Annotated in this window: 18 protein-coding genes and 1 tRNA gene; 10 read left to right on the plus strand and 9 right to left on the minus strand. The window is 65.0% G+C overall.

All coding sequences use genetic code 11. From position 1 onward, the window contains the following. Nucleotides 1–31: 31 nt before the first annotated feature. The 4 genes from pyk (at nucleotide 32) to R4P95_RS20470 (ending at nucleotide 4,570) form a co-directional block, all read left to right on the plus strand. Entirely contained in the window at nucleotides 32–1,450 is a 1,419-nt protein-coding gene (pyk, locus tag R4P95_RS20455; protein WP_213572356.1) for a pyruvate kinase, read from the plus strand. Beyond that, the gene (locus R4P95_RS20460) at nucleotides 1,451–2,329 is read left to right on the plus strand and encodes an acyl-CoA thioesterase (protein ID WP_159921841.1); all 879 of its coding nucleotides are present in this window, start codon (nucleotides 1,451–1,453) and stop codon (nucleotides 2,327–2,329) included. A gap of 52 nt (nucleotides 2,330–2,381) precedes the next feature. Beyond that, on the plus strand, nucleotides 2,382–2,666 hold the full coding sequence (locus R4P95_RS20465; RefSeq protein ID WP_109329392.1) for a hypothetical protein: 285 nt from the start codon (nucleotides 2,382–2,384) through the stop codon (nucleotides 2,664–2,666). A gap of 116 nt (nucleotides 2,667–2,782) precedes the next feature. Then, a complete protein-coding gene (locus tag R4P95_RS20470) occupies nucleotides 2,783–4,570 on the plus strand; it encodes an ABC transporter ATP-binding protein/permease (protein WP_317746140.1) in 1,788 nt (595 codons plus the stop codon). 66 nt (nucleotides 4,571–4,636) lie between these two features. On the opposite strand, the gene R4P95_RS20475 is transcribed toward R4P95_RS20470, so the two are convergent. Continuing rightward, a complete protein-coding gene (locus R4P95_RS20475) occupies nucleotides 4,637–5,140 on the minus strand; it encodes an SRPBCC family protein (protein WP_317746139.1) in 504 nt (167 codons plus the stop codon). 148 nt (nucleotides 5,141–5,288) lie between these two features. On the opposite strand from R4P95_RS20475, the gene R4P95_RS20480 reads away from it, so the two are divergent. Further along, nucleotides 5,289–6,101 (plus strand): DUF427 domain-containing protein, encoded by an 813-nt coding sequence (locus tag R4P95_RS20480; RefSeq protein ID WP_317746138.1) that lies wholly within the window; start codon nucleotides 5,289–5,291, stop codon nucleotides 6,099–6,101. Between the two features lie 117 nt (nucleotides 6,102–6,218). Here R4P95_RS20480 and R4P95_RS20485 read toward each other — a convergent pair. Further along, nucleotides 6,219–6,292: transfer RNA gene (locus tag R4P95_RS20485), tRNA-Leu, on the minus strand. 101 nt (nucleotides 6,293–6,393) lie between these two features. Between R4P95_RS20485 and R4P95_RS20490 the strand changes: the two genes are divergently transcribed. After that, nucleotides 6,394–7,020, plus strand: coding sequence for an ANTAR domain-containing response regulator (locus R4P95_RS20490; protein WP_213572352.1), 627 nt, complete (start codon nucleotides 6,394–6,396; stop codon nucleotides 7,018–7,020). A gap of 159 nt (nucleotides 7,021–7,179) precedes the next feature. Next, on the plus strand, nucleotides 7,180–8,505 hold the full coding sequence (locus R4P95_RS20495; protein ID WP_109329397.1) for an ABC transporter substrate-binding protein: 1,326 nt from the start codon (nucleotides 7,180–7,182) through the stop codon (nucleotides 8,503–8,505). A 77-nt stretch (nucleotides 8,506–8,582) separates the two neighbouring features. On the opposite strand, the gene R4P95_RS20500 is transcribed toward R4P95_RS20495, so the two are convergent. Genes R4P95_RS20500 through R4P95_RS20515 form a run of 4 tightly spaced genes read right to left on the minus strand, consistent with a single transcriptional unit; the run spans nucleotide 8,583 to nucleotide 12,750 of the window. Then, a complete protein-coding gene (locus R4P95_RS20500) occupies nucleotides 8,583–9,377 on the minus strand; it encodes an ABC transporter ATP-binding protein (RefSeq protein ID WP_213572351.1) in 795 nt (264 codons plus the stop codon). After that, nucleotides 9,374–10,393 carry an ABC transporter ATP-binding protein gene (locus R4P95_RS20505; protein WP_317746137.1) on the minus strand — a complete coding sequence of 340 codons (1,020 nt, stop codon included), beginning with the start codon at nucleotides 10,391–10,393 and terminating at the stop codon, nucleotides 9,374–9,376. Before R4P95_RS20505 ends, R4P95_RS20500 begins: the two co-directional genes overlap by 4 nt. Further along, on the minus strand, nucleotides 10,386–11,375 hold the full coding sequence (locus R4P95_RS20510) for a branched-chain amino acid ABC transporter permease (RefSeq protein WP_159921853.1): 990 nt from the start codon (nucleotides 11,373–11,375) through the stop codon (nucleotides 10,386–10,388). The genes R4P95_RS20505 and R4P95_RS20510 overlap by 8 nt, the downstream gene beginning before the upstream one ends. A 4-nt stretch (nucleotides 11,376–11,379) precedes the next feature. Then, nucleotides 11,380–12,750, minus strand: a complete 1,371-nt coding sequence (locus R4P95_RS20515; protein WP_317746136.1) for a branched-chain amino acid ABC transporter permease — start codon at nucleotides 12,748–12,750, stop codon at nucleotides 11,380–11,382. Nucleotides 12,751–12,976: 226 nt separating this feature from the next. On the opposite strand from R4P95_RS20515, the gene polA reads away from it, so the two are divergent. Then, nucleotides 12,977–15,721 (plus strand): DNA polymerase I, encoded by a 2,745-nt coding sequence (gene polA / locus R4P95_RS20520; RefSeq protein ID WP_317746135.1) that lies wholly within the window; start codon nucleotides 12,977–12,979, stop codon nucleotides 15,719–15,721. An 87-nt stretch (nucleotides 15,722–15,808) separates the two neighbouring features. Here polA and trxA read toward each other — a convergent pair whose 3' ends face one another. The 3 genes from trxA to R4P95_RS20535 all read right to left on the minus strand — a co-directional run bounded on the left by trxA (nucleotide 15,809) and on the right by R4P95_RS20535 (nucleotide 17,982). Then, the gene (gene trxA / locus R4P95_RS20525; protein WP_109329403.1) at nucleotides 15,809–16,177 is read right to left on the minus strand and encodes a thioredoxin; all 369 of its coding nucleotides are present in this window, start codon (nucleotides 16,175–16,177) and stop codon (nucleotides 15,809–15,811) included. Between the two features lie 74 nt (nucleotides 16,178–16,251). Further along, entirely contained in the window at nucleotides 16,252–17,250 is a 999-nt protein-coding gene (locus R4P95_RS20530; protein ID WP_317746134.1) for a helix-turn-helix domain-containing protein, read from the minus strand. 210 nt (nucleotides 17,251–17,460) lie between these two features. Then, complete coding sequence (locus tag R4P95_RS20535; protein WP_317746133.1) at nucleotides 17,461–17,982, minus strand: 2'-5' RNA ligase family protein; 522 nt, start codon at nucleotides 17,980–17,982, stop codon at nucleotides 17,461–17,463. A gap of 19 nt (nucleotides 17,983–18,001) precedes the next feature. Here R4P95_RS20535 and R4P95_RS20540 point away from each other — a divergent pair, with 19 nt between their 5' ends. Both R4P95_RS20540 and R4P95_RS20545 read left to right on the plus strand, forming a co-directional pair. Further along, the gene (locus tag R4P95_RS20540; RefSeq protein WP_213572347.1) at nucleotides 18,002–19,099 is read left to right on the plus strand and encodes an isocitrate/isopropylmalate dehydrogenase family protein; all 1,098 of its coding nucleotides are present in this window, start codon (nucleotides 18,002–18,004) and stop codon (nucleotides 19,097–19,099) included. Nucleotides 19,100–19,264: 165 nt separating this feature from the next. Beyond that, nucleotides 19,265–20,194 carry an ABC transporter substrate-binding protein gene (locus tag R4P95_RS20545; protein WP_213572346.1) on the plus strand — a complete coding sequence of 310 codons (930 nt, stop codon included), beginning with the start codon at nucleotides 19,265–19,267 and terminating at the stop codon, nucleotides 20,192–20,194. Nucleotides 20,195–20,208: the final 14 nt, after the last annotated feature.

The raw sequence follows: 20,208 nt of genomic DNA on the forward strand, positions 1-20,208 counted from the left end.
ATGGGCGGGCGGGACGACTAGGCTTCAGGCCGTGAACCGACGGACGAAGATCGTATGCACTCTTGGACCTGCTACCGCCACCGGTGACCGTATTCGCGAACTCGTCGAAAGCGGTATGGATGTGGCCCGGCTGAACTTCAGCCACGGGGAACACTCCGACCACGAGGAAAATTACAACCGCGTCCGAGCCGCATCGGATGCGACCGGAAAGGCGGTCGGAGTCCTCGCCGACCTCCAGGGGCCCAAGATTCGGCTCGGCCGGTTCGCCGAAGAGCGCACCACCTGGGCCAACGGTGAGCTCGTCCGGATCACCGTGGACGAGGTCGTCGGCACGCACGACCGGGTGTCGACCACGTACAAGCAGCTCGCGGAGGACGCCAAGGCGGGTGACCGGCTTCTCGTCGACGACGGCAAGGTCGGTCTCGTCGTCACCGGCGTCGAGGGCAACGACGTGGTGTGTCGTGTCACCGAGGGTGGCCCGGTCAGCAACAACAAGGGTGTGTCCCTGCCGGGGATGAACGTGTCGGTGCCCGCGCTGTCGGAGAAGGACATCGCCGACCTCGAGTTCGCGCTGAACCTCGGTGTCGATTTCATCGCCCTCTCGTTCGTGCGTTCACCTGCCGACGTGGAGTTGGTGCACGCGGTCATGGATCGCGTCGGTCGCCGCATCCCGGTCATCGCGAAGCTCGAGAAGCCGGAGGCCATCGACAACCTCGAGGCCGTCGTCCTCGCGTTCGACGCGGTCATGGTCGCGCGTGGTGACCTGGGCGTGGAACTTCCGCTCGAGCAGGTCCCGCTCGTGCAGAAGCGGGCCATTCAGATCGCGCGCGAGAACGCGAAGCCGGTCATCGTTGCCACGCAGATGCTCGAGTCGATGATCGAGAACTCGCGCCCCACGCGCGCCGAGGCGTCCGACGTGGCCAACGCGGTTCTCGACGGTGCCGACGCGGTCATGCTCTCCGGGGAAACCTCGGTGGGTAAATACGTGATGGAGACCGTGCGCACCATGGCCCGCATCGTCGAGGCCGTGGAGGGTGAATCGACCCGGGTGCCTCCGCTGACCCACGTTCCGCGCACCAAACGGGGCGTCATCTCCTACGCCGCCCGCGACATCGGTGAGCGACTCGACGCGAAGGCGCTCGTTGCCTTCACCCAGTCCGGCGACACGGTGCGGCGACTCGCTCGCTTGCACACCCCGCTGCCGTTGCTCGCGTTCACTCCGCTCCCGGAGGTGCGCAGCCAGCTCTCGCTGACCTGGGGCACGGAGACGTTCCTCGTCGACCCCGTCGAGAGCACCGACGCGATGGTCCGTCAGGTCGACCACGCACTTCTGGGCCTCGGCCGTTACCAGAAGGGTGAACTGGTCATCATCGTGGCAGGTTCGCCGCCCGGCACCGTAGGATCGACCAACCTGATCCACGTCCACAGAATCGGTGAAGAGGACCACTAGGTGAGCGAAGTCGCGGCGAAGACCGATCTCGAGACTCTTCTCGAACTCCTCGATCTGGAGAAGATCGGGGAGGACACCTATCGAGGTCGGCATCCCGCGCAGGTGGGCAGCCGGACGTTCGGCGGCCAGTTGATCTCGCAGGCTCTGGTCGCCGCCGGCCGCACCGTCTCCGGTGAACGGGCGGTGCACGCGGTCAACGCCCACTTCATTCGCGGTGGTGACGTGAAGGAACCGATCGAGTATCGCGTCGATCGTCACCGCGACGGCCGAGCCTTCGCCAACCGGCAGGTCACCGCCCTGCAAAACGGTCAGGAACTCTTCGTGATGCTTGCGGCGTTCCAGGACTGGGGCCAGGGACTCGAACACGCGGTCGCGGTTCCCGATGTTCCGTTCCCGGAGACACTTCCGCCCCTGGGTGATCATTTTCTCGGTTACGAGGACCGGCTGAAGATGTTCGTCAACGCCCTGAAGCCGATCGACATGCGGTATGCGAACGACCCGTCCTGGATCATGAAGGGTACGGGGGAGAAGCTCACCCACAACCGGGTGTGGATGAGGGCGGACGGCGATCTTCCGGACGATCCGCTGATCCACGTCGCCGTCATGGGTTACTCGTCGGACACCACGGTGCTCGATTCCATCATCACCACGCACGGGTTGTCGTGGGGCCTCGACCGGATCGTGGCGGCCACCGTCAATCATTCGATGTGGTTTCATCGCCCGTTCCGGTTCGACGACTGGGCACTCTATGCCACCGAGTCGCCGGTGGCCGCCGGTTCACGAGGGCTTGCGACCGGGCGCTTCTTTTCCCTCGAAGGCGAACTGCTCGCCACCGTGGTGCAGGAAGGTCTGATTCGTCATTTCCCGCCCAGGAAGTGACGGTTCGGGGCGTATCGTCGATTCCGGATCTCCGACGGAACGGACGTGCACCATGAGCGCAGACGACACCGAGCAGAAGAACACCGGCGAGCAGACCGAGGGCGAAGTGCCCCGTCCCGACGACGAAGCGATCGAGAAGGCCAAGAAGAAGGCCGAAGAAATCGACGCTCGGTACGATCCGGGCGCCCGGGAGACGGTCGTACTCCCCGGCTCCGGAGGCACGGTCTCCGGCACCGCCTTCGACGATTATGTCGACGACGAGGGCAACCTCAAGGAAGAGTATCGAGACCGAGATCCGGACACCGAAGAAAAGCAGGAACCTGCACAAGACGGGTAGCTTTCCGGGCGACGACGGACGTGTCGTTCACGTTTCTCTCGCCGATCACGCCGAACCAGGGTTAGACTTCGCCATCTTTTCTCCTGAGCTTCATCTCGTGATCGGGGACCTGGGTCGTGGACTGGAACAACGTTGTGTGGGACAGCGCGGTATGGCTGTTGAAGGCCTACGTGATGACTGCCGTCGTCTTTGTCGCCGTCATCGTGCTGCTCGCTCGATTCACCAAGTGGGGCGGGCAGTTCTGGCGTTTCGCGGCGGCGTATTTCAATCCGCGGCGTAGTCCCAAGCCGTTGGTGATCCTCGCGGTCCTACTGCTGTTCACGGTGTTCGCCGTGCGGATGAACGTACTGTTCTCCTATTGGTCCAACGACTTCTACGACTCGATCCAGAACCTCGACGAGACCGCGTTCTGGCACTTTCTGCGGGTGTTCGCGTTCCTCGCGGCCATCCACGTCGTACGCGCCCTGATCGAGTTCCTCATCGGCCAGACCCTCGACATCGATTGGCGTGTCTGGCTCACCCACCACCTCACGGACGACTGGCTCGACAGTCGCGCCTACTACCGCGACCGCTTCCTCGACGACGCGATCGACAACCCCGATCAGCGGATCCAGGCTGACATCACCAATTTCGTGACCACGGCCCGGGTGCTGTCCATGGGCGCGGTCACCGCGGTGCTGTCGATCGTGTCGTTCACCGGAATCCTGTGGGACCTGTCCGGTCCGATGACCATCTTCGGCACCGAGATTCCGCGGGCGATGATCTTCCTCGTCTTCGTCTACGTTCTCGTCACCACGCTCGTGGCGTTCTGGATCGGTAAGCCGCTCATCAGGCTGAACTTCCTCAACGAGAAGCTCAATGCGAACTTCCGCTACGCACTGATCCGGGTCCGTGAGTACGGCGAGAGCATCGCGTTCTATCGCGGCGAGAACGTCGAACGGCGAACGCTGGCAGGCAGGTTCGCGCACGTCATCCGCAACATGTGGCACATCGTCTTCCGGACTCTCAAATTCAACGGCTGGAACCTCTCGGTGAACCAGACAGCGGTCATCTTCCCCTTCCTGATTCAGGGGCCGCGGCTGTTCAGCGGTCAGGTCTCACTCGGTGACGTCATGCAGACATCGACGGCGTTCTCACAGGTGCACGACTCACTGTCCTTCTTCCGCGAGTCGTACGACGACTTCGCGAGTTTCCGCGCCACCCTCATCCGACTCACTGGTCTGGCCAACGACAACATGCACTCCGCCGCACTCCCGATCCTGAAGACGGGCAAATCCGGGAACGAACTCGACGTCGACAAGCTCGACGTGCGCACTCCGTCCGGAGCGACGCTCATCGAGGGTCTCGATCTCACCGTGGGTCCCGGTCAGTCGCTGTTGGTGAAGGGTCCGTCCGGTTCCGGCAAGACGACGCTGCTCCGAACCCTCGCCGATCTGTGGCCCTACGCGGACGGCACGGTGTCGCGACCATCCGGGGATGCCATATTCCTGTCCCAGCGGCCGTATCTGCCGCTCGGTTCGCTCCGGACAGCGCTGGCGTACCCCAGCGAACCGACAGCGGCGGACGGCACTCTCCGTGAGGCGCTGTCGAAGGTATCGCTCGGCAATCTCGGCGACCGACTCGACGAGACAGCCGACTGGACCCGCATCCTGTCCCCGGGGGAGCAGCAGCGGCTGGCTTTCGCGCGGGTCCTGACCGCGCGGCCGGCCGTCATCTTCCTCGACGAGGCCACCTCGGCGATCGACGAGGGGCTCGAGCACACGCTCTACACACTCCTGCGGTCCGAATTGCCGGACAGCATCGTGGTCAGTGTCGGGCACCGCAGCACGCTCAACCAGTTCCACTCGCTCGGAGTGGAACTGGAAGGCGAGGGCCGGTGGACCGAAACTTCGCTCGTGGGTTGAGCGGCTCGCCGGGGTGCTGGGTTGAACGGCTCCGCCCGGGTGTCTCGGCGGCACCCGGGCGGACTGTCAGTTGGCCTTGCGGTAGGCCGATGCGAGTTCGTCGGCCCGATCCCACGGTGACCAGTTCACCTCGCGGCCGTCGAGTTGCGCCTCCACCACTTCGAGGCCGGCGTGCCAGCCCGCGGCGTGTGCATAGGCGGAGTCTTCATCTTCCACCGTGTGCGTGAGCGTCAACCAGCAACCGCCGCTCCCGTCGGGACTCAGCTCCCAATGCAGGGTCTCCGCGTCCCACAGATACTCGAGGATGTGGCCCGGGTGCACGGAAATGACCGTGCCGGTGGTCGTGTGGTCTTCGGGTAATCCGAACCGGCGGACCTGCTCCGGGGTTACGCGAAACACCAGTTCCGCGCCGGGGGTGAGGTCGAAGTCGACGTCGGCAGGGAACCAGACTTTCAAATACTGGGGGTCCGTCAGTACCCGCCACACCTTCTCCGGCGAATGCGACAACGCTTGCTGGAATCGAAGAGCTACGCGTCCGTCGTACGTGAAGTTGACGGTGCCGAGATCCATGGGTGACCTCCGTGCTCGAGGGCGGAACCGTGCCACCATGGTACTGGCAGGCACGCGCCGAACCACAGGGTTCCGGCACAACAAAGCCGCCACTACCTGCGGCTCAGTTCTCTTCGCGCGTACGCAGGTCGACAAGGAGGTACAGCGGATGGCCGTCAGAATGATCGACCACTTGATGCAGGCTCGGCAGGAGCTCCGATACCAGCCGACTCCCAAGCGCGTGCGTGCGCGTCTCGGCGGCGCCACGGTCGTCGACACGCGTGACGCCGTGCTGGTGTGGGAGCCACGACGCGTCGTCCCGTCCTATGCGGTGCCGATCTCCGACGTGACGGGCACCCTGGCGGAGGCGTCGGACGATGCCGCCTCGGAGCTGCCGGTATCGCTGGAAGAGGGCGGCCCGCCGGTCATCGACCCGCGGACGGCCTTCGGGTTTCACACGACCGCAGGGACGCCGATGACGGTCACTGCCGGTGCCGCCACCGGGCAGGTGTTCCGGCCGGCCGAACTCGACTCGATGGTCATCCTCGACTTCGACGGCTTCGACTGGCTCGAGGAGGACGAACCGATCTTCGGGCACCCGCATGACCCGTTCTCCCGAATCGATGTTCGGCGGAGTTCGACGTCCATCCGCATCGAGCTGGACGGCCGACTCGTCGCAGAGTCGGCCCGCCCGCTGATCCTCTTCGAATTCGTGCTCCCTGCCCGCTACTACCTGCCCCGCGCCGACGTCGTCGCGGCGCTCGAACCGAGTCCGACCTCGACGGTCTGTGCGTACAAAGGCCACGCGTCACATTGGTCGCTCGTGGGAGGCGGTGACAAGGGCGTCGATATCGCGTGGAGTTACGAACAACCGCCGCTCGAACTCGCCCAGATCGCGGGGATGGTGTGCTTCTATCAGGAACGTGTCGACGTCGTCCTCGACGGCAAGGCGCAGATCAGACCCGTGACACCGTGGTCGTAGCCGTCCGCGGCGATACGCAGCCGGCAGGCAGTGGTGCGGACGGTGCGATAGCAGTACATTGCGCGAAGTGCAGGTCAGGGATGACCCTGACCTGCACTTGATGCGACTGTCCGGCAGTGCCCTCGGTGAGACTCGAACTCACACTGGACGGGTTTTGAATCCGTTTCCTCTGCCAATTGGGATACGAGGGCGTGTTGCGCTGTACCACTGTAGAAGATCGTCGTCGGGAGTCAACCACCGGTACCCTCTAACCGTTCGCTCCCCGGCTTCGGGGTCGTCCGAGCAGAGGAGAATGGTGACCATGAACGCTCCGCAGCCGCAAGGCGTGCCGACCCCGCCGCGACGGGTCGTGGTGGCCGAAGACGAGGCGCTGATCAGGCTGGACCTCGTCGAGATGCTGCGTGAAGAGGGTTACGACGTGGTCGGTGAGGCCGGTGACGGACAGACTGCGGTCGATCTGGCGGTCGAGCTGAAACCCGACCTCGTCATCATGGATGTGAAGATGCCGAGGCGTGACGGCATCGATGCGGCGTCCGAGATCGCCGCGAAACGTATTGCCCCAGTGGTTATTCTCACAGCGTTCAGTCAGCGAGACTTGGTCGAACGGGCCCGTGACGCCGGCGCGATGGCGTATCTGGTCAAACCGTTCTCCGTCGCCGACTTGGTGCCCGCCGTGGAGTTGGCAGCCAGCCGGTTCAAGGAAGTGACCGCACTGGAGCGGGAGATCTCCGACCTGTCCGAACGGCTCGAGACACGCAAGGTCGTCGAGCGCGCCAAGGGCGTGCTGATGGACAAGCAGTCACTCACGGAACCCGAAGCATTCCGGTGGATTCAGCGGGCAGCGATGGATCGCCGTTCGACCATGAAAGCGGTGGCCCAGGTGGTCCTCGAGACCCTCGGCGGCGAGAAGCCCGAGTAACCCTTTACGGCCGCGTTAACACTGACCGCATCAAGGTCACAGTAAGGTCACGAGCCGTTCGCCGAGGGTCGCGATCGCCGCCGGACAGCTAGCGTCTGATCCCACAGCGGACGCCAACTTGGGTGGCGTCCGTACACAGGTGATCTAAGGAGACTTTGGATGGCTAAACGGACCCTCGTGCGGGCGGCCGCGGTTCTCGGCGCGGCGAGCCTCGCACTCGCAGGTTGCAGTTCGGACAGTGGCGACGAGTCCGCCAGCGGAGGCGACGGTGCCGCCGCCTCGGCCACCACGGTGACCACCGACTGCACCCCCGAAGAGGCGACGGCCGGAACGACACCGTCCACGGCGCCACTGAAGATCGGCACCCTGCTGCCCGACACCGGTAGCCTCTCCTTCCTCGGACCCCCGATGGTGGCGGGCACCCAGCTCGGTGTCAACGACGTCAACGCGGCAGGCGGAGTGCTCGGTCAGCCCGTGCAGTTGATTCCCGGCGACTCGGGCGACACCACCACGGATACGGCCAACTCCACGGTCGACCGCGAATTGGCCGCGGGCACACAGGTGATCGTCGGTGCGGCGTCGTCCTCGGTGTCGCTCAAGGTCATCGACAAGGTGGCCAGCGCGGGTGTCGTGATGTTCTCGCCGGCGAACACGTCCGACCAGTTCGTCTGCTACGCCGACAAGGGGCAGTACTTCCGTACGGCCCCCACGGACGTGTTGCAGGCTCAGGCTGTGTCGCAGCTCATCTCGGACGACGGCGGCCAGCGGGTGTCCGTCCTCGCACTGAACGACCCCTACGGCACCGGGCTCGCCGACAACATCGTGAAGAACCTCGCCGACGCCGGCATTCCGGAAGATCAGATCCAGAAGATCATCTACGACCCCAACGCACAGTCGTTCAACTCGGAGATCGATCAGGTCAAGGACTTCGCCCCGGATGCTGTGGCAGTAGTGGGATTCGAGGAGTCGGCCAAGATCATCACACGTATGCACGAGGTGGGAATCGGCCCGTCCGACGGCATGAAGGTCTACGGTGTCGACGGCAACATGGGTAATGCGCTGGGGGAGGCCGTGGCGCCGCCGCTGCTCGACGGGATGCAGGGCACCACTCCGCTCACCGACGTCGGTCCCGCGTTCCAGGATCGCCTCAAGGGCATCAACGGTGCGCTGATCGACTTCAACTACGCCGGTGAGTCTTACGACGCCGTCGTGGTCTCCGCGCTGGCTGCGGAGGCGGCGAAGTCGACGGCGGGCCGCGACATCGCCGCCAACATCAACAACGTCACCGAGGGTGGCACGCCGTGCACGTCGTACCAGGAGTGCCTGCCGCTCGTGCAGGCCGGAACGGACATCGACTACAACGGCGTCACCGGCAAACTCGACTTCAGTGATGCGGGCGAACCCTCCATCGGTTCGTACGGCAAGATGAAGTTCGGTGCCGACAACAAGTTGACGACGGACGGATACATCGTCGTGGGGGAGTGATCCTTCCCAGCTGAAACGTTCTGTGTTTCAACGAACTGTGGGCCAGGGAAACCTGGCCCACAGTTCGTGTGTGCGGACTATTTCTTCTCTCGACTGCCCGCCAGTGTGCCCAGGTACAGTTCGATCACCTTGGGGTCGTGCATGAGGTTGGGTCCCGAGTCGGTGTAGGCGTTGCGGCCCTGGTCCAGAACGTAGCCACGGTCGCAGATCTGCAGGCATCGACGGGCGTTCTGCTCCACCATGATCACCGAGACGCCCGCGGCGTTGATCTTCTTGCAGCGAATGAATACCTCGTCCTGGAACATCGGGGAGAGTCCGGCGGACGGTTCGTCGAGGAGTAGTACGGACGGGTCCATCATCAGCGCGCGGCCCATTGCCACCATCTGCCGTTCACCGCCGGAGAGGGCGCCGGCCTTCACTTTCCTGCGTTCGATCAGCAGCGGGAAAAGATCGCCCACGAAGGCGAATCGCTCGTCGAATGCCTTCGGGCGCAGATACATTCCCATTTCGAGGTTTTCCTCGATGGTGAGCGAAGGAAAGACGTTCTGCGTCTGCGGAACGTAGCCCACACCCTTCTGGACGAGCACGTGCGCGGGCTTGGCCGTGATGTCCTCGCCACGCAGCGTCACCGAGCCCTGCCGGACCGGAATGAGTCCGAACAAGGACTTCAGGAGTGTCGACTTACCGGCGCCGTTGGGGCCGATGATGCCGACGATTTCGCCTTCGCGAAGGAAGAAGTTGCATTCGCGCAGGATGTTGACGCCGGGAATGTATCCCGCGACCACACCGTCGGCCCGGACGAGAGCGCCCTCGGCGAGCCGTGCGTGCTCCTCGGGCGTGGCCGCGAATTCCGCTGGGGTCAGTTCGGTCATGGGTTCTCACGCCTCAGCTCGGTGATGTCGGGTTCGGAGAGGTCGCCGCCGGTCTCGAGGGTCTGTGCCTCCGCAGTCTCGAGCGCCTCGGCGAGCGCCGCAGTCTCGCCGACGGGGTTTCCTTCCTCGTCGAACTCCAGTGCCTGATCGTGGTGGCTACCCAGATAGGCGTCGACGACGGCGTTGTTCGACGAAAGGTGAGCGGGTGCGGATTCGGCGATGACGCTGCCCTGTGCCATGACCACCACCCAGTCGCTGATGTCGCGGATCACGTCCATGTCGTGTTCGACGAAGACGACGGTCATGCCTTCGTCGCGCAGCGATTTGATGTGTCCGAGCAAGCTCTGAGTGAGGGCCGGATTCACGCCCGCCATGGGTTCGTCGAGCATCACCACGGTCGGCTCGGTCATCAGCGCGCGCGCCATTTCCAGCAACTTGCGCTGGCCACCGGACAGCGAGCCGGCGAGGTCGTCGGCCTTGGTGTCGAGCTTGAATCGTGCGAGCAGTTCATTGGCCCGTTCCGTGACGTCCTTCTCCTGCGCCTTCCACATCCACGGCAACAGGCTGGTGAGCATGCGTTCACCGCGCTGGCCGGTGGCGCCGAGACGGACGTTGTCCAGCACAGTCAGCTTCGACAGCGCCTTCGTGAGCTGGAAGGTGCGTACGACCCCTCTGCGCGCCACCTGATGCGGATACATCCGGCCGAGGGACTGGCCGTCCATCGACCAGGTGCCACTGTCGGGCCGATCGAAACCGGTGAGGAGGTTGAACAGGGTGGTCTTGCCCGCACCGTTGGGGCCGATCAGCCCGGTGATGCACCCACGCTGGATCTCGAGGTGCGCCACGTCGACGGCCTTGAGTCCGCCGAAGGTACGGGACACGTTGTCCACCAGCAGAATCGGGTCGGGCTTGGGCGCGCCGGGGACCTGGGGCACGTCGGCGAAGATCGCCTGCCGCTCCTCGGTCGTGAGGGTGGTGACGGTCTGCTGATCGTCGGGCAGTCTGTGGTCAGGCATTGAGTTGCACCTCCCGCTTGTTGCCCAGTATGCCCTGAGGACGGAACACCATCAGGACCGCGATCATGATTCCCAGCAGGACGAACCGCATCGCGCCGACCTGCTGTTCCGTCAGCGGCAACAGGGGGTCGGGGCCGGAGATGGCCTGCCGCAAGAGCGCGTCGGGGATGGCGAGCAGGAACCAGAACAGCATCGCGCCGATCACGGGTCCGAAGACGGTGGCCGCGCCGCCGAGAATGAGGGCGCCGAATGCGAAGAAGGTCTGGGCGGTGGAATAGAAGTCGGGGTTGATCGACTTGGTCTGCAACGCGTTGAACACGCCGCCGAGCCCGCCGATCATGCCGCCGAGAACGAGCGCCTGCATCTTGTAGACGAAGACGTTCTTGCCGAGCGAACGTGCGGCGTCCTCGTCCTCCCGAACCGCCTTGAGTACGCGACCCCACGGGCTGTGGGTGAGGAGGTACACGAACCCGCAGAGGACCAGCACGAGGGTCCACCCGACCACCATGGACCACAGGTCGTCGCCGTAGAACTTCACGCCGAGGAAGTTGTACTGCTTACCGGAGTCGAAAGGGCTCAGCGAGGTGAACGGGTCGGCGAAGCCGAACAGCCCGTTGGTCGAGCCGGTGATGGAATCGGATGCGGTGGAACGGAAGATCAGCCGCAGGATCTCGGACGCCGCGATGGTGACGATGGCGAGATAGTCGGCCCGCAACCGCAGTGTCGGAATACCGAGAACGAGAGCGAGGAGGCCGGCGGCGGCGAGACCGACCAGGATGCCGAGCCAGAGCGGTTGCTCGTAGGTGACGGTCATGATGCCCACGCCGTATCCGCCGAGAAGTGCGAAACCGATCTGGCCGAAGTTGAGTAGACCGGCGTAGCCGAAGTGGAGGTTGAGGCCGATTGCCAGCAACGCGTAGAAGATTGCCGAGGGGCCTATCAGCTGGGCGAGTGAGACCTGGAGTGCTCCGGGAATGTCCATACGATCACCCGATCCTTTGGCGGCTGCCGAGAATGCCCTGAGGCCGGACGACGAGGATGACGATCAAGATGAGCAGTCCTCCGATGTACTTGAGGTCGGGGTTGATCACCAGGGTCGACAGCTGTACCAGCATGCCGACGATCACGCAGCCGAGCAGTGCGCCGTAGGCGGTGCCGAGTCCGCCGAGGGTGATACCTGCGAACATCAGCAACAGGAGTTTGAAACCCATCTCCCACTGCACGCGGCCACCGAGTTCCGAGATGCCGAACAGGACGCCACCGAGCGCGGCGAGTCCGCCGCCGAGCCCCCAGACGAACCGGATGACTCGTTCGACGTCGATGCCGGAGGATGCAGCGAGGTCGCGGTTGTCGGCGACGGCACGCATGGCCTTGCCGATGCGGGTCTTCTGCAGCAGGAGGGCAACGCCGACCAGGACGACGAGGCTGATTCCGATGGACACGAGGTTGGCGTCGGTGATGGCGATCGGACCCCAATGCCTCTCCACCTGGGCTTGGTAGTCGACGAAAGGTTCGGCGCGGTCGGAAAAGAAGATGAGGATCAGGTACCGCAGGGCGATCGCGAGGCCGATCGACACCACGAGCTGGGGGATCAGTCCGGTCTTGCGCTTCCGCAGGGGTCGCCAGATCCCGGCGTCGTTGGCGACGCCGATCAGGACACCGACGATGATCGCCAGGATCGTGGCCGGGATCAGCTGCACCCCGAACGACACGTTGATGACCCAGGCGGCGACGGCGCCGAGCGTGACGAGTTCACCGTGCGCGAAGTTGGTCAGGCCGGTGGTGCCGTAGATCAGGCTCAGCCCGACCCCGGCGATGGCGATCACGAGGCCGAACCTCAGGCCGTCGATGAGCTGGCGGATCAGCTTCTCGTAGAACGGAACCGCCGAACCTGTCCGGGCCTCACCGAAGGAGAAGATGACCGTGTTCGCGCGGCCGGCCACCACCTGACGATCCACGGTGCCCTGCACGCTGACGCCCTCGGGGAGCGACTCGGCGACGATCTCGAAGGTGTACTTGCCCGGCGCGACCCGGAGTTCCCAACGCCCGGTTTCCACGGACTCCGTAGAGGCGACCTCTGTTCCGTCGGCGTCCAGCGCCCGCACCGTCACACCCGCGAGCCGCTCGCCGGCGTTGTTGAGATTGCCGCTGACCGGAACGGCATTCTCCGGGGGCGCAGGTTGGCCGGTAGCAGGCGGCGGCGCCGGTGTCGGGGTGGGTTGCTGTGCTGCCGCGGAACCGCCGAACGCGATCGCCGCGACGAACCCGAGCAGGAGGAGGACGAACGCACGGCGCAGTTGCCGGGTGACCGGCCCCCGTCTCGTGCGTTCCCTCACGGACATCGGTCGCGCACTCACTGCTGGGAGTCGCTTCCTCACGGTTGGGGCCACGCAGGTCCTCCGAGGACGTGTAGTTCGGTCAGGTCGTGCAGCGTCGGGCCCGTCTTTCAGCCCGGGCTGCGATTTCCGGACTCTAACGGGTCGAGTCGCGCGAAATCGGGTTCTACGATTTCCGGCGCGTTTCGGTTGAGTTTCGAACCGTCCGGCTGATCGGTGTCGGATCCGCTCCCTAGACTGGGCAACCGTGAGCCCCGCAACCACACCCCGGTCCACCACGTCCCTCGCGTCCGTCACGGCCGCGCCGGACGAGACTCGCCCTACCCTGATGCTGCTCGACGGCCATTCGCTGGCCTTCCGTGCGTTCTACGCCCTGCCCGCCGAGAACTTCAAGACTCACAGCGGGCAGGTCACCAACGCCGTCTACGGGTTCACGTCGATGCTGATCAATCTGCTGCGGGACGAACAGCCCACGCATGTCGGCGCCGCCTTCGATGTGTCGCGGCAGACGTTCCGGGCCGCGAAGTTCCCCGACTACAAAGCGAACCGCAGCAAGGCTCCCGACGAGTTCAAGGGGCAGGTCGAGATCACCAAAGACGTCCTGGGTGCTCTCGGTATCCCGGTGATGGCCGAGGAGGGGTTCGAGGCGGACGACATCATCGCGACCCTCACCACCCAGGCCGAGGCGCTCGGTTACCGCGTCCTCGTCGTGACCGGTGACCGTGATTCGCTCCAGTTGGTCAGCGACGGGGTCACGGTGCTGTATCCGAAGAAGGGTGTGTCGGATCTGACCCGGTTCACCCCGGCCGCGGTGGAGGAGAAGTACGGGCTCACTCCGGCGCAGTACCCCGACTTCGCTGCCCTCCGCGGCGACCCGAGTGACAATCTGCCGGGTATCCCCGGAGTAGGCGAGAAGACCGCCACCAAGTGGATCCGCGAGTACGGGGATTTGGTGGGCCTCGTCGACAACGTCGATCAGGTGCGCGGCAAGGTCGGTGACGCGCTGCGCGCCAACCTCCCCAACGTCCTGCTCAACCGGGAACTCACCGAGATGGTGCGGGACGTGCCCCTGCCGTACACCCCGGACCAGCTGATTCTGGCCCAATGGGATCGCGAGAAGATTCACGCGCTGTTCGACGACCTCGAGTTCAAGGTGCTGCGGGATCGGCTGTTCGCCACGCTGGCGCCGGTGGAAGCAGAAGCAGAGGAGGGCTTCGAGGTCCGCGGCGGTGCGCTCGAACCGGGTGCCGTCGCAGACTGGCTGGCGGCCCACGCGTCGAGCGGTGCGCGCTCCGGTGTGTCCGTCGTCGGCACCCGCACCCCGTACGGCGGTGACGTGACAGCCATCGCGATCGCCGCAGCAGACGGGGAAGGTGCCTACATCACCACGGTCGGTGCTACGCCGGAGGACGAAAAGGCACTCGGCTCCTGGCTCGCCGACGCGGAGCAGCCGAAAGCTCTGCACGAAGCGAAATGGGCAATGCATGCTCTGCGCGGACGCGGCTGGGTACTCGGCGGGCTCACCAGCGACACCGCCCTGGCGGCCTACCTGGTCCGCCCGGGTCAACGCACCTTCAACCTGGACGACCTGTCTCTGCGGTACCTGCGCCGGGAACTGCGCGTGGAAGAGACCGGGCAGGAGCAGCTCTCACTGCTCGACGACGCCGACCAGGTAGATGCCGAGGCCGCGGAAGCGGAAATTCTCAGTGCCAGGGCCGTACTCGATCTGGCGGCGGCACTCGACACCGAACTCGCAGACATCGAATCGACCGCCCTGCTGTCCGAGATGGAACTGCCGCTGCTCGAAGTACTGGCAAATATCGAAGCCGCGGGCATCGCCGTCGATTGCGAGCACCTCAACGACCTGCAGAGCCGCTTCGCGGCCGAGGTGTCGCAGGCGGCGGAGGCGGCCTACGGCGTCATCGGCAAGCAGATCAATCTCGGATCGCCGAAGCAGCTGCAGGTTGTGCTGTTCGACGAACTGGAGATGCCGAAAACGAAAAAGACCAAGACGGGATACACCACCGACGCCGAGGCGCTGCAGAGCCTTTTCGAGAAGACGTCGCATCCCTTCCTCGAACATCTGCTGGCTCACCGCGACGCCACCCGGCTGAAGGTCACGGTCGACGGGCTGCTCAAAACGGTGGCCGAGGACGGGCGCATCCACACCACCTTCAACCAGACGGTCGCGGCCACCGGCCGATTGTCGTCCACCGAGCCGAACCTGCAGAACATCCCCGTACGCAACGACGCCGGCCGACAGATCCGGGACGGGTTCGTGGTCGGTGAGGGGTTCGACACGCTGCTCACGGCCGACTACAGCCAGATCGAAATGCGCATCATGGCCCATGTCTCAGGCGACGAGGGACTGATCGAGGCTTTCAACACGGGGGAGGACCTACACAGCTTCGTCGGGGCACGGGCCTTCGGCGTGCCCATCGAGGAGGTCACCCCCGAGCTGCGCAGGCGCGTCAAGGCGATGTCGTACGGCTTGGCATACGGGCTGAGCGCTTTCGGCCTCGCCGCTCAGCTCAAGATTTCGACCGAAGAGGCGAAGTCGCAGATGGAGGCATATTTCGCGCGATTCGGCGGGGTCCGCGACTACCTGCACGCGGTAGTCGAGCAGGCACGCAAGGACGGGTTCACGTCGACGCTGTACGGCCGTCGCCGCTACCTTCCCGACCTCACCAGCGACAACCGTCAACGGCGTGAGGTGGCGGAGCGGGCGGCGCTCAACGCCCCGATTCAGGGCACCGCAGCCGACATCATCAAGGTCGCGATGATCAATGTGCAGCGTTCACTGCGCGAGGCGGGACTGAAGTCGCGGATGCTGTTGCAAGTCCACGACGAACTGGTACTCGAGGTGGTCGAGACGGAGCGGGAGCAGGTCGAGCAGCTGGTCCGCGACAACATGTCTTCAGCCATCGAACTCTCGGTGCCGCTCGACGTGTCGGTCGGCACCGGACGCAGCTGGGACGCCGCCGCCCACTGAGCTGAGCCTCACAGAGATTCGGAGCTGAGCCTCACAGAGATTCGGAGCTGAGCGTCAAAGGGATTCGGGGCGACGACGTCCTTCGCATTATTCGGCCGGCGTCTGCTCGGCGATCTGCTTACGTACCTCGTCCATGTCGAGGGCCTTGACCTGCGTCACCAGATCTTCGAGCGCGGCCGGCGGGAGAGCTCCCGGCTGGTTGAAGACGAGAACGCCTTCCCGGAACGCCATGATGGTCGGGATCGAGCGGATGTTCGCTGCCGCCGCGATTCCCTGTTCGGCCTCGGTGTCGACCTTCGCGTGCACCACGTCCGGGTGTTGCTCCGAGGACTTCTCGAAGGTGGGCGCGAAGCTGCGGCACGGGCCGCACCAGGACGCCCAGAAGTCGACGAGGACCACATCGTTGCCGGTCACGGTCTCGTCGAAATTCTGTTGAGTCAGGGTCTTGGTGGCCACGAGGGTCCTTTCGTTCGGGAACGGTCGTGCCAGTACAACGCGGGAGTGTCGCCGATTCTTCCCCCGCAACCGCCTCAGCCGACGCGCTCGGTGTTCCGGAAGGTGCGCCGGTACGCCTGTGGGGTGGTGTGCCGTAGGCGGAGGAAGTGCTGACGCAGCACAGCCCCTCCGCCGAAGCCGACCCGTTCGGCGATGACGTCAACCGACAGATCGGAATTCTCGAGGAGCTGTTGTGCGGCCAGCACGCGCTGATCGCTGAGCCACCGCGCCGGGGTGGTGCCGGTCTCGGCCTGGAATCGCCGCGCGAACGTACGCGGCGACATATTGGCCTTCGCCGCGACGGCCGTCACCGAGAGGTCGAGGGCGAGGTGTTCGGTCATCCAGTCCAGCACCGGCCCGAGGGTCTCGATCGACGTCGACGGCAACGGCATCGCGACGTACTGGGCCTGGCCGCCGTCGCGGTGCGGCGGGACCACCATGCGGCGGGCGATACCGTTGGCCACCCTGCTGCCCTGTTCCTTGCGCACGATGTGCAGGCACAGATCGATGCCGGCCGCGGTGCCCGCGCTCGTCAGCACGGGGTCGTCGTCGACGTAGAGGACATTGGGATCGACGGTGGCGCCGGGATGCAGTGCGGCGAGCCGCTGGGCGTGCCGCCAGTGGGTGGTGCAGCGCCGGCCGTCGAGAAGTCCCGCGGCGCCGAGAACGAAAGCGCCGTTACACAGACTCGCGACCTTCGCTCCGCGCTCGACGGCGGCACGAAGTTTGTCCAGCAACGGGTCCATGCACGGGTCGGGATCCTTCGCGCAGACGTACGACCCGTCCGCTTCCGCGTAGGTTCCGCCCGCCGGGACGACGATGAGGTCTGCGTCGTCGAGCCGGTCGAGGTCGTACGGGACGTCGATGCCGTAGCCGAATCGTGTGCGGATCGGTTGGGAGACGCCGGCGACGAGTGAGAAGTCGTAGGTGGGAAGTCCGTCGTCGGATCTGTCGAATCCGAACACCTCGCAGGCGACGCCGAGTTCGAAGGCTTCGGTAAGCGGCATCAGCGGTACTACGACCTTTTTCAACACCGCACCAGTATGGCAGAAATAAGTCGAACTATGACGTTTCTGCCACTATTTCTCGGAAGCTGCCGGCGTAAGGCTTAGGGCATGACAATTCTGGTTGTGGTTCTGCTCGTGTTCCTGGCACTGGCTGCCTTGGCGCTCGCCGACCGCACGCCCGACACGCACAACGACGTCACCCAGCACGGCGATTTCCGGTTTTGAGGGCGAGTCCGGTCACGGCGGGGCCGTCACGGTCCACTCGCGTTTGGCATCTCCGTCCCATCGCCGTACCACCGAGGCGCGGCCGATGATGTCGCCGCCGTCGAGTAATCGCACGGCGTCGGCGATCTGATCCGCGGGCAGTCGCCGCGCCAGAGTGACGTGGGGAGTCCATTCACCCGGACGGATGTGCGGCGTCACCTCGGTGGCGTGCTCGGCGAGATCGAACACCGACCGGTGTAGCGACAACAGGGCCTTGGACGGCACCACCAGACGCGACAACGTGACGTGCCTGCCGCCGAACATGACCAGTCCACCCAGACGGACATTGAACGACGGGGTGGGGATACGGCGCCCCAGGAGCTCGTCGATCTCGGGCGGGATATGGCGCGCGACGAACAGTGTGACGTGCGGCCGATTCGACAGTGCGCGAACGCGAGTCCTGCTCGGCAGACCGGCGTCCCAGAGGAGTTTCCACTCGGCGCGCACGGCGTCGTCGGTCGCCTCGTCGAACAGCAGTTCCACCGACTGGACCATGGTAGGCAATGATGGCCTCATGGGCGGTCCTACGGCAAACAACTCGGATAAACGCATCGGCGTGATCCTCGGTGACGGCATCGGTCACGAGATCGTTCCGGCAACGCAGCGCGTGGTGGCCGCGGCCGTCACCGCCGCCGGTGGGGCCGACGTCGACTGGGTGACGTTGCCCCTCGGGCTCGATGCGATCGACTCCCACGGCACGCCGCTGCCGGACTCCACCCTGGCGGCACTGGCGGAGCTCGACGCGTGGATCCTCGGTCCGCACGACAGCGCGGCCTATCCGGAACCGTTCCGCGGGCAGCTGACCCCGGGAGGAGTCATCCGCAAGGAATTCGACCTGTTCGCCAACATCCGCCCGGCCCGTTCGCTGGAGGGGGTCGCCTCGATGGTGCCGGACATGGATCTGGTGATCGTTCGCGAGAACACCGAAGGCCTGTATGCGGATCGAAATATGTTCGCCGGCAGTGGCGAGTTCATGCCCACGCCCGATGTGGCCCTCGCGGTCGGCGTCGTCACCAGGCGGGCCTGTGAACGCATTGCACACACGGCGTTCGCGCTCGCCCGGACCCGGCGGCGCCACGTGACGATCGTGCACAAGGCCAACGTCCTGTCGTTGACGACGGGACTGTTCCGCGACGTCTGCCGGGACGTGGGCGAGCGCCACTACCCGGATGTTCAGATCGATGACCAGCACGTCGACGCGATGACCGCCCACCTGGTGCGCCGCGGACGCGACTTCGATGTCGTCGTGGCGGAGAACATGTTCGGCGACATCCTGTCGGATCTCACGGGTGAGCTGTCCGGCTCACTCGGCACCGCGCCGTCGATCAACAGCTCCGACACCCAGGTCATGGCGCAAGCGGCACATGGTGCGGCCCCGGACATCGCGGGACACAACCGGGCCAATCCCACGGCGCTGATGCTGTCGGCCGCGATGATGCTCGACCTGCTCGGCGAGCGCCGAGCCGACCGGCACCTGGTCGGTGCCGCGACCCGGATCCGGGATGCCGTCCGGTCGACGATCGCGTCCGGAGTGGCCACTGCTGACCTGGGTGGACTCGCGTCGACCAGCGAGTTCACCGAGACCGTCCTCGCCCGTACCCTGCGTCGGTGAAAGCGCGGTCACGGCACGGCACGGGCCGTTAATGTTCGGTAACGACGTCTGCAGATGTGGGTGCCGTAACCTACCGTTCGACTATTCGGAGTTCGCGAGTTCTCCGTCGCCGTAGCTCGTACGGTGCAACACGATTTTCGATGCATCACGATTTTTCTGGAGGACATGCCAGTGTCTGGTCGATCCGTCTTCACGCGTCGGCGCGTGGCCCGAACCATCTGTGCACTGGCGGGAAGCAGCGCGCTGCTCCTCGCCGGCTGTGCCAGCAATACCGAAGGTGGCGGTTCCCCTTCGGGTGACGCCGCCGCCACGGTGGAAGTCGAGAAGGTGGATGCCATCGCGGCCGAGTTGCCGGAGAAGATCGCGTCGTCGGGCAAGATCGTGGTCGGCGTGAACATCCCGTACTCGCCCAACGAGTTCAAGGATCCCAGCGGCAAGATCGTCGGCTTCGACGTGGATCTCGTCGACGCCGTCGGCAAGGTACTCGGGGTCACGCCGGAGTACACCGAAGCCGACTTCGACAAGATCATCCCGTCGATCCAGGCAGGCAGTTACGACATGGGCATGTCCTCGTTCACGGACACCAAGGAACGCGAGCAGTCCGTCGATTTCGTCACGTACTTCAGCGCCGGTGTGCAGTGGGCGCAGCCTGCCGGTAAGAATGTCGATCCCAACAACGCGTGCGGTCTGCGGGTCGGGGTGCAAACCACCACCATCGAGGACCTCGAGGAAGTACCTGCCAAGAGTGCCGCGTGTGTGGCGGCCGGTAAGCCGGCGATCGACATCGTGAAGTTCGACAGTCAGGACGACGCCGCCAACGCGGTCGCCCTCGGCAAGGTCGATGCCATGTCCGCGGATTCGCCCGTCACGGCCTACGCGATCAAGCAGAGCGACGGAAAGATCGAGGCGGCAGGCGAGGTCTTCGACGCCGCGCCCTACGGCTGGCCCGTCGCCAAGGGATCGCCCCTCGGACCCGTTCTCCAGAAGGCCATGCAACACCTCATCGACGACGGCACCTATCAGAAGATCGCGGAGAACTGGGGCGTCCAGGCCGGCGTCATCACGACTTCGCACATCAACGGCGCCACGAGCTGAGCGGTTGACGAGTG

The organism is Rhodococcus sp. IEGM 27, assembly GCF_033142305.1.
GTDB classification, from domain to species: Bacteria; Actinomycetota; Actinomycetes; order Mycobacteriales; family Mycobacteriaceae; genus Rhodococcus_F; species Rhodococcus_F oxybenzonivorans.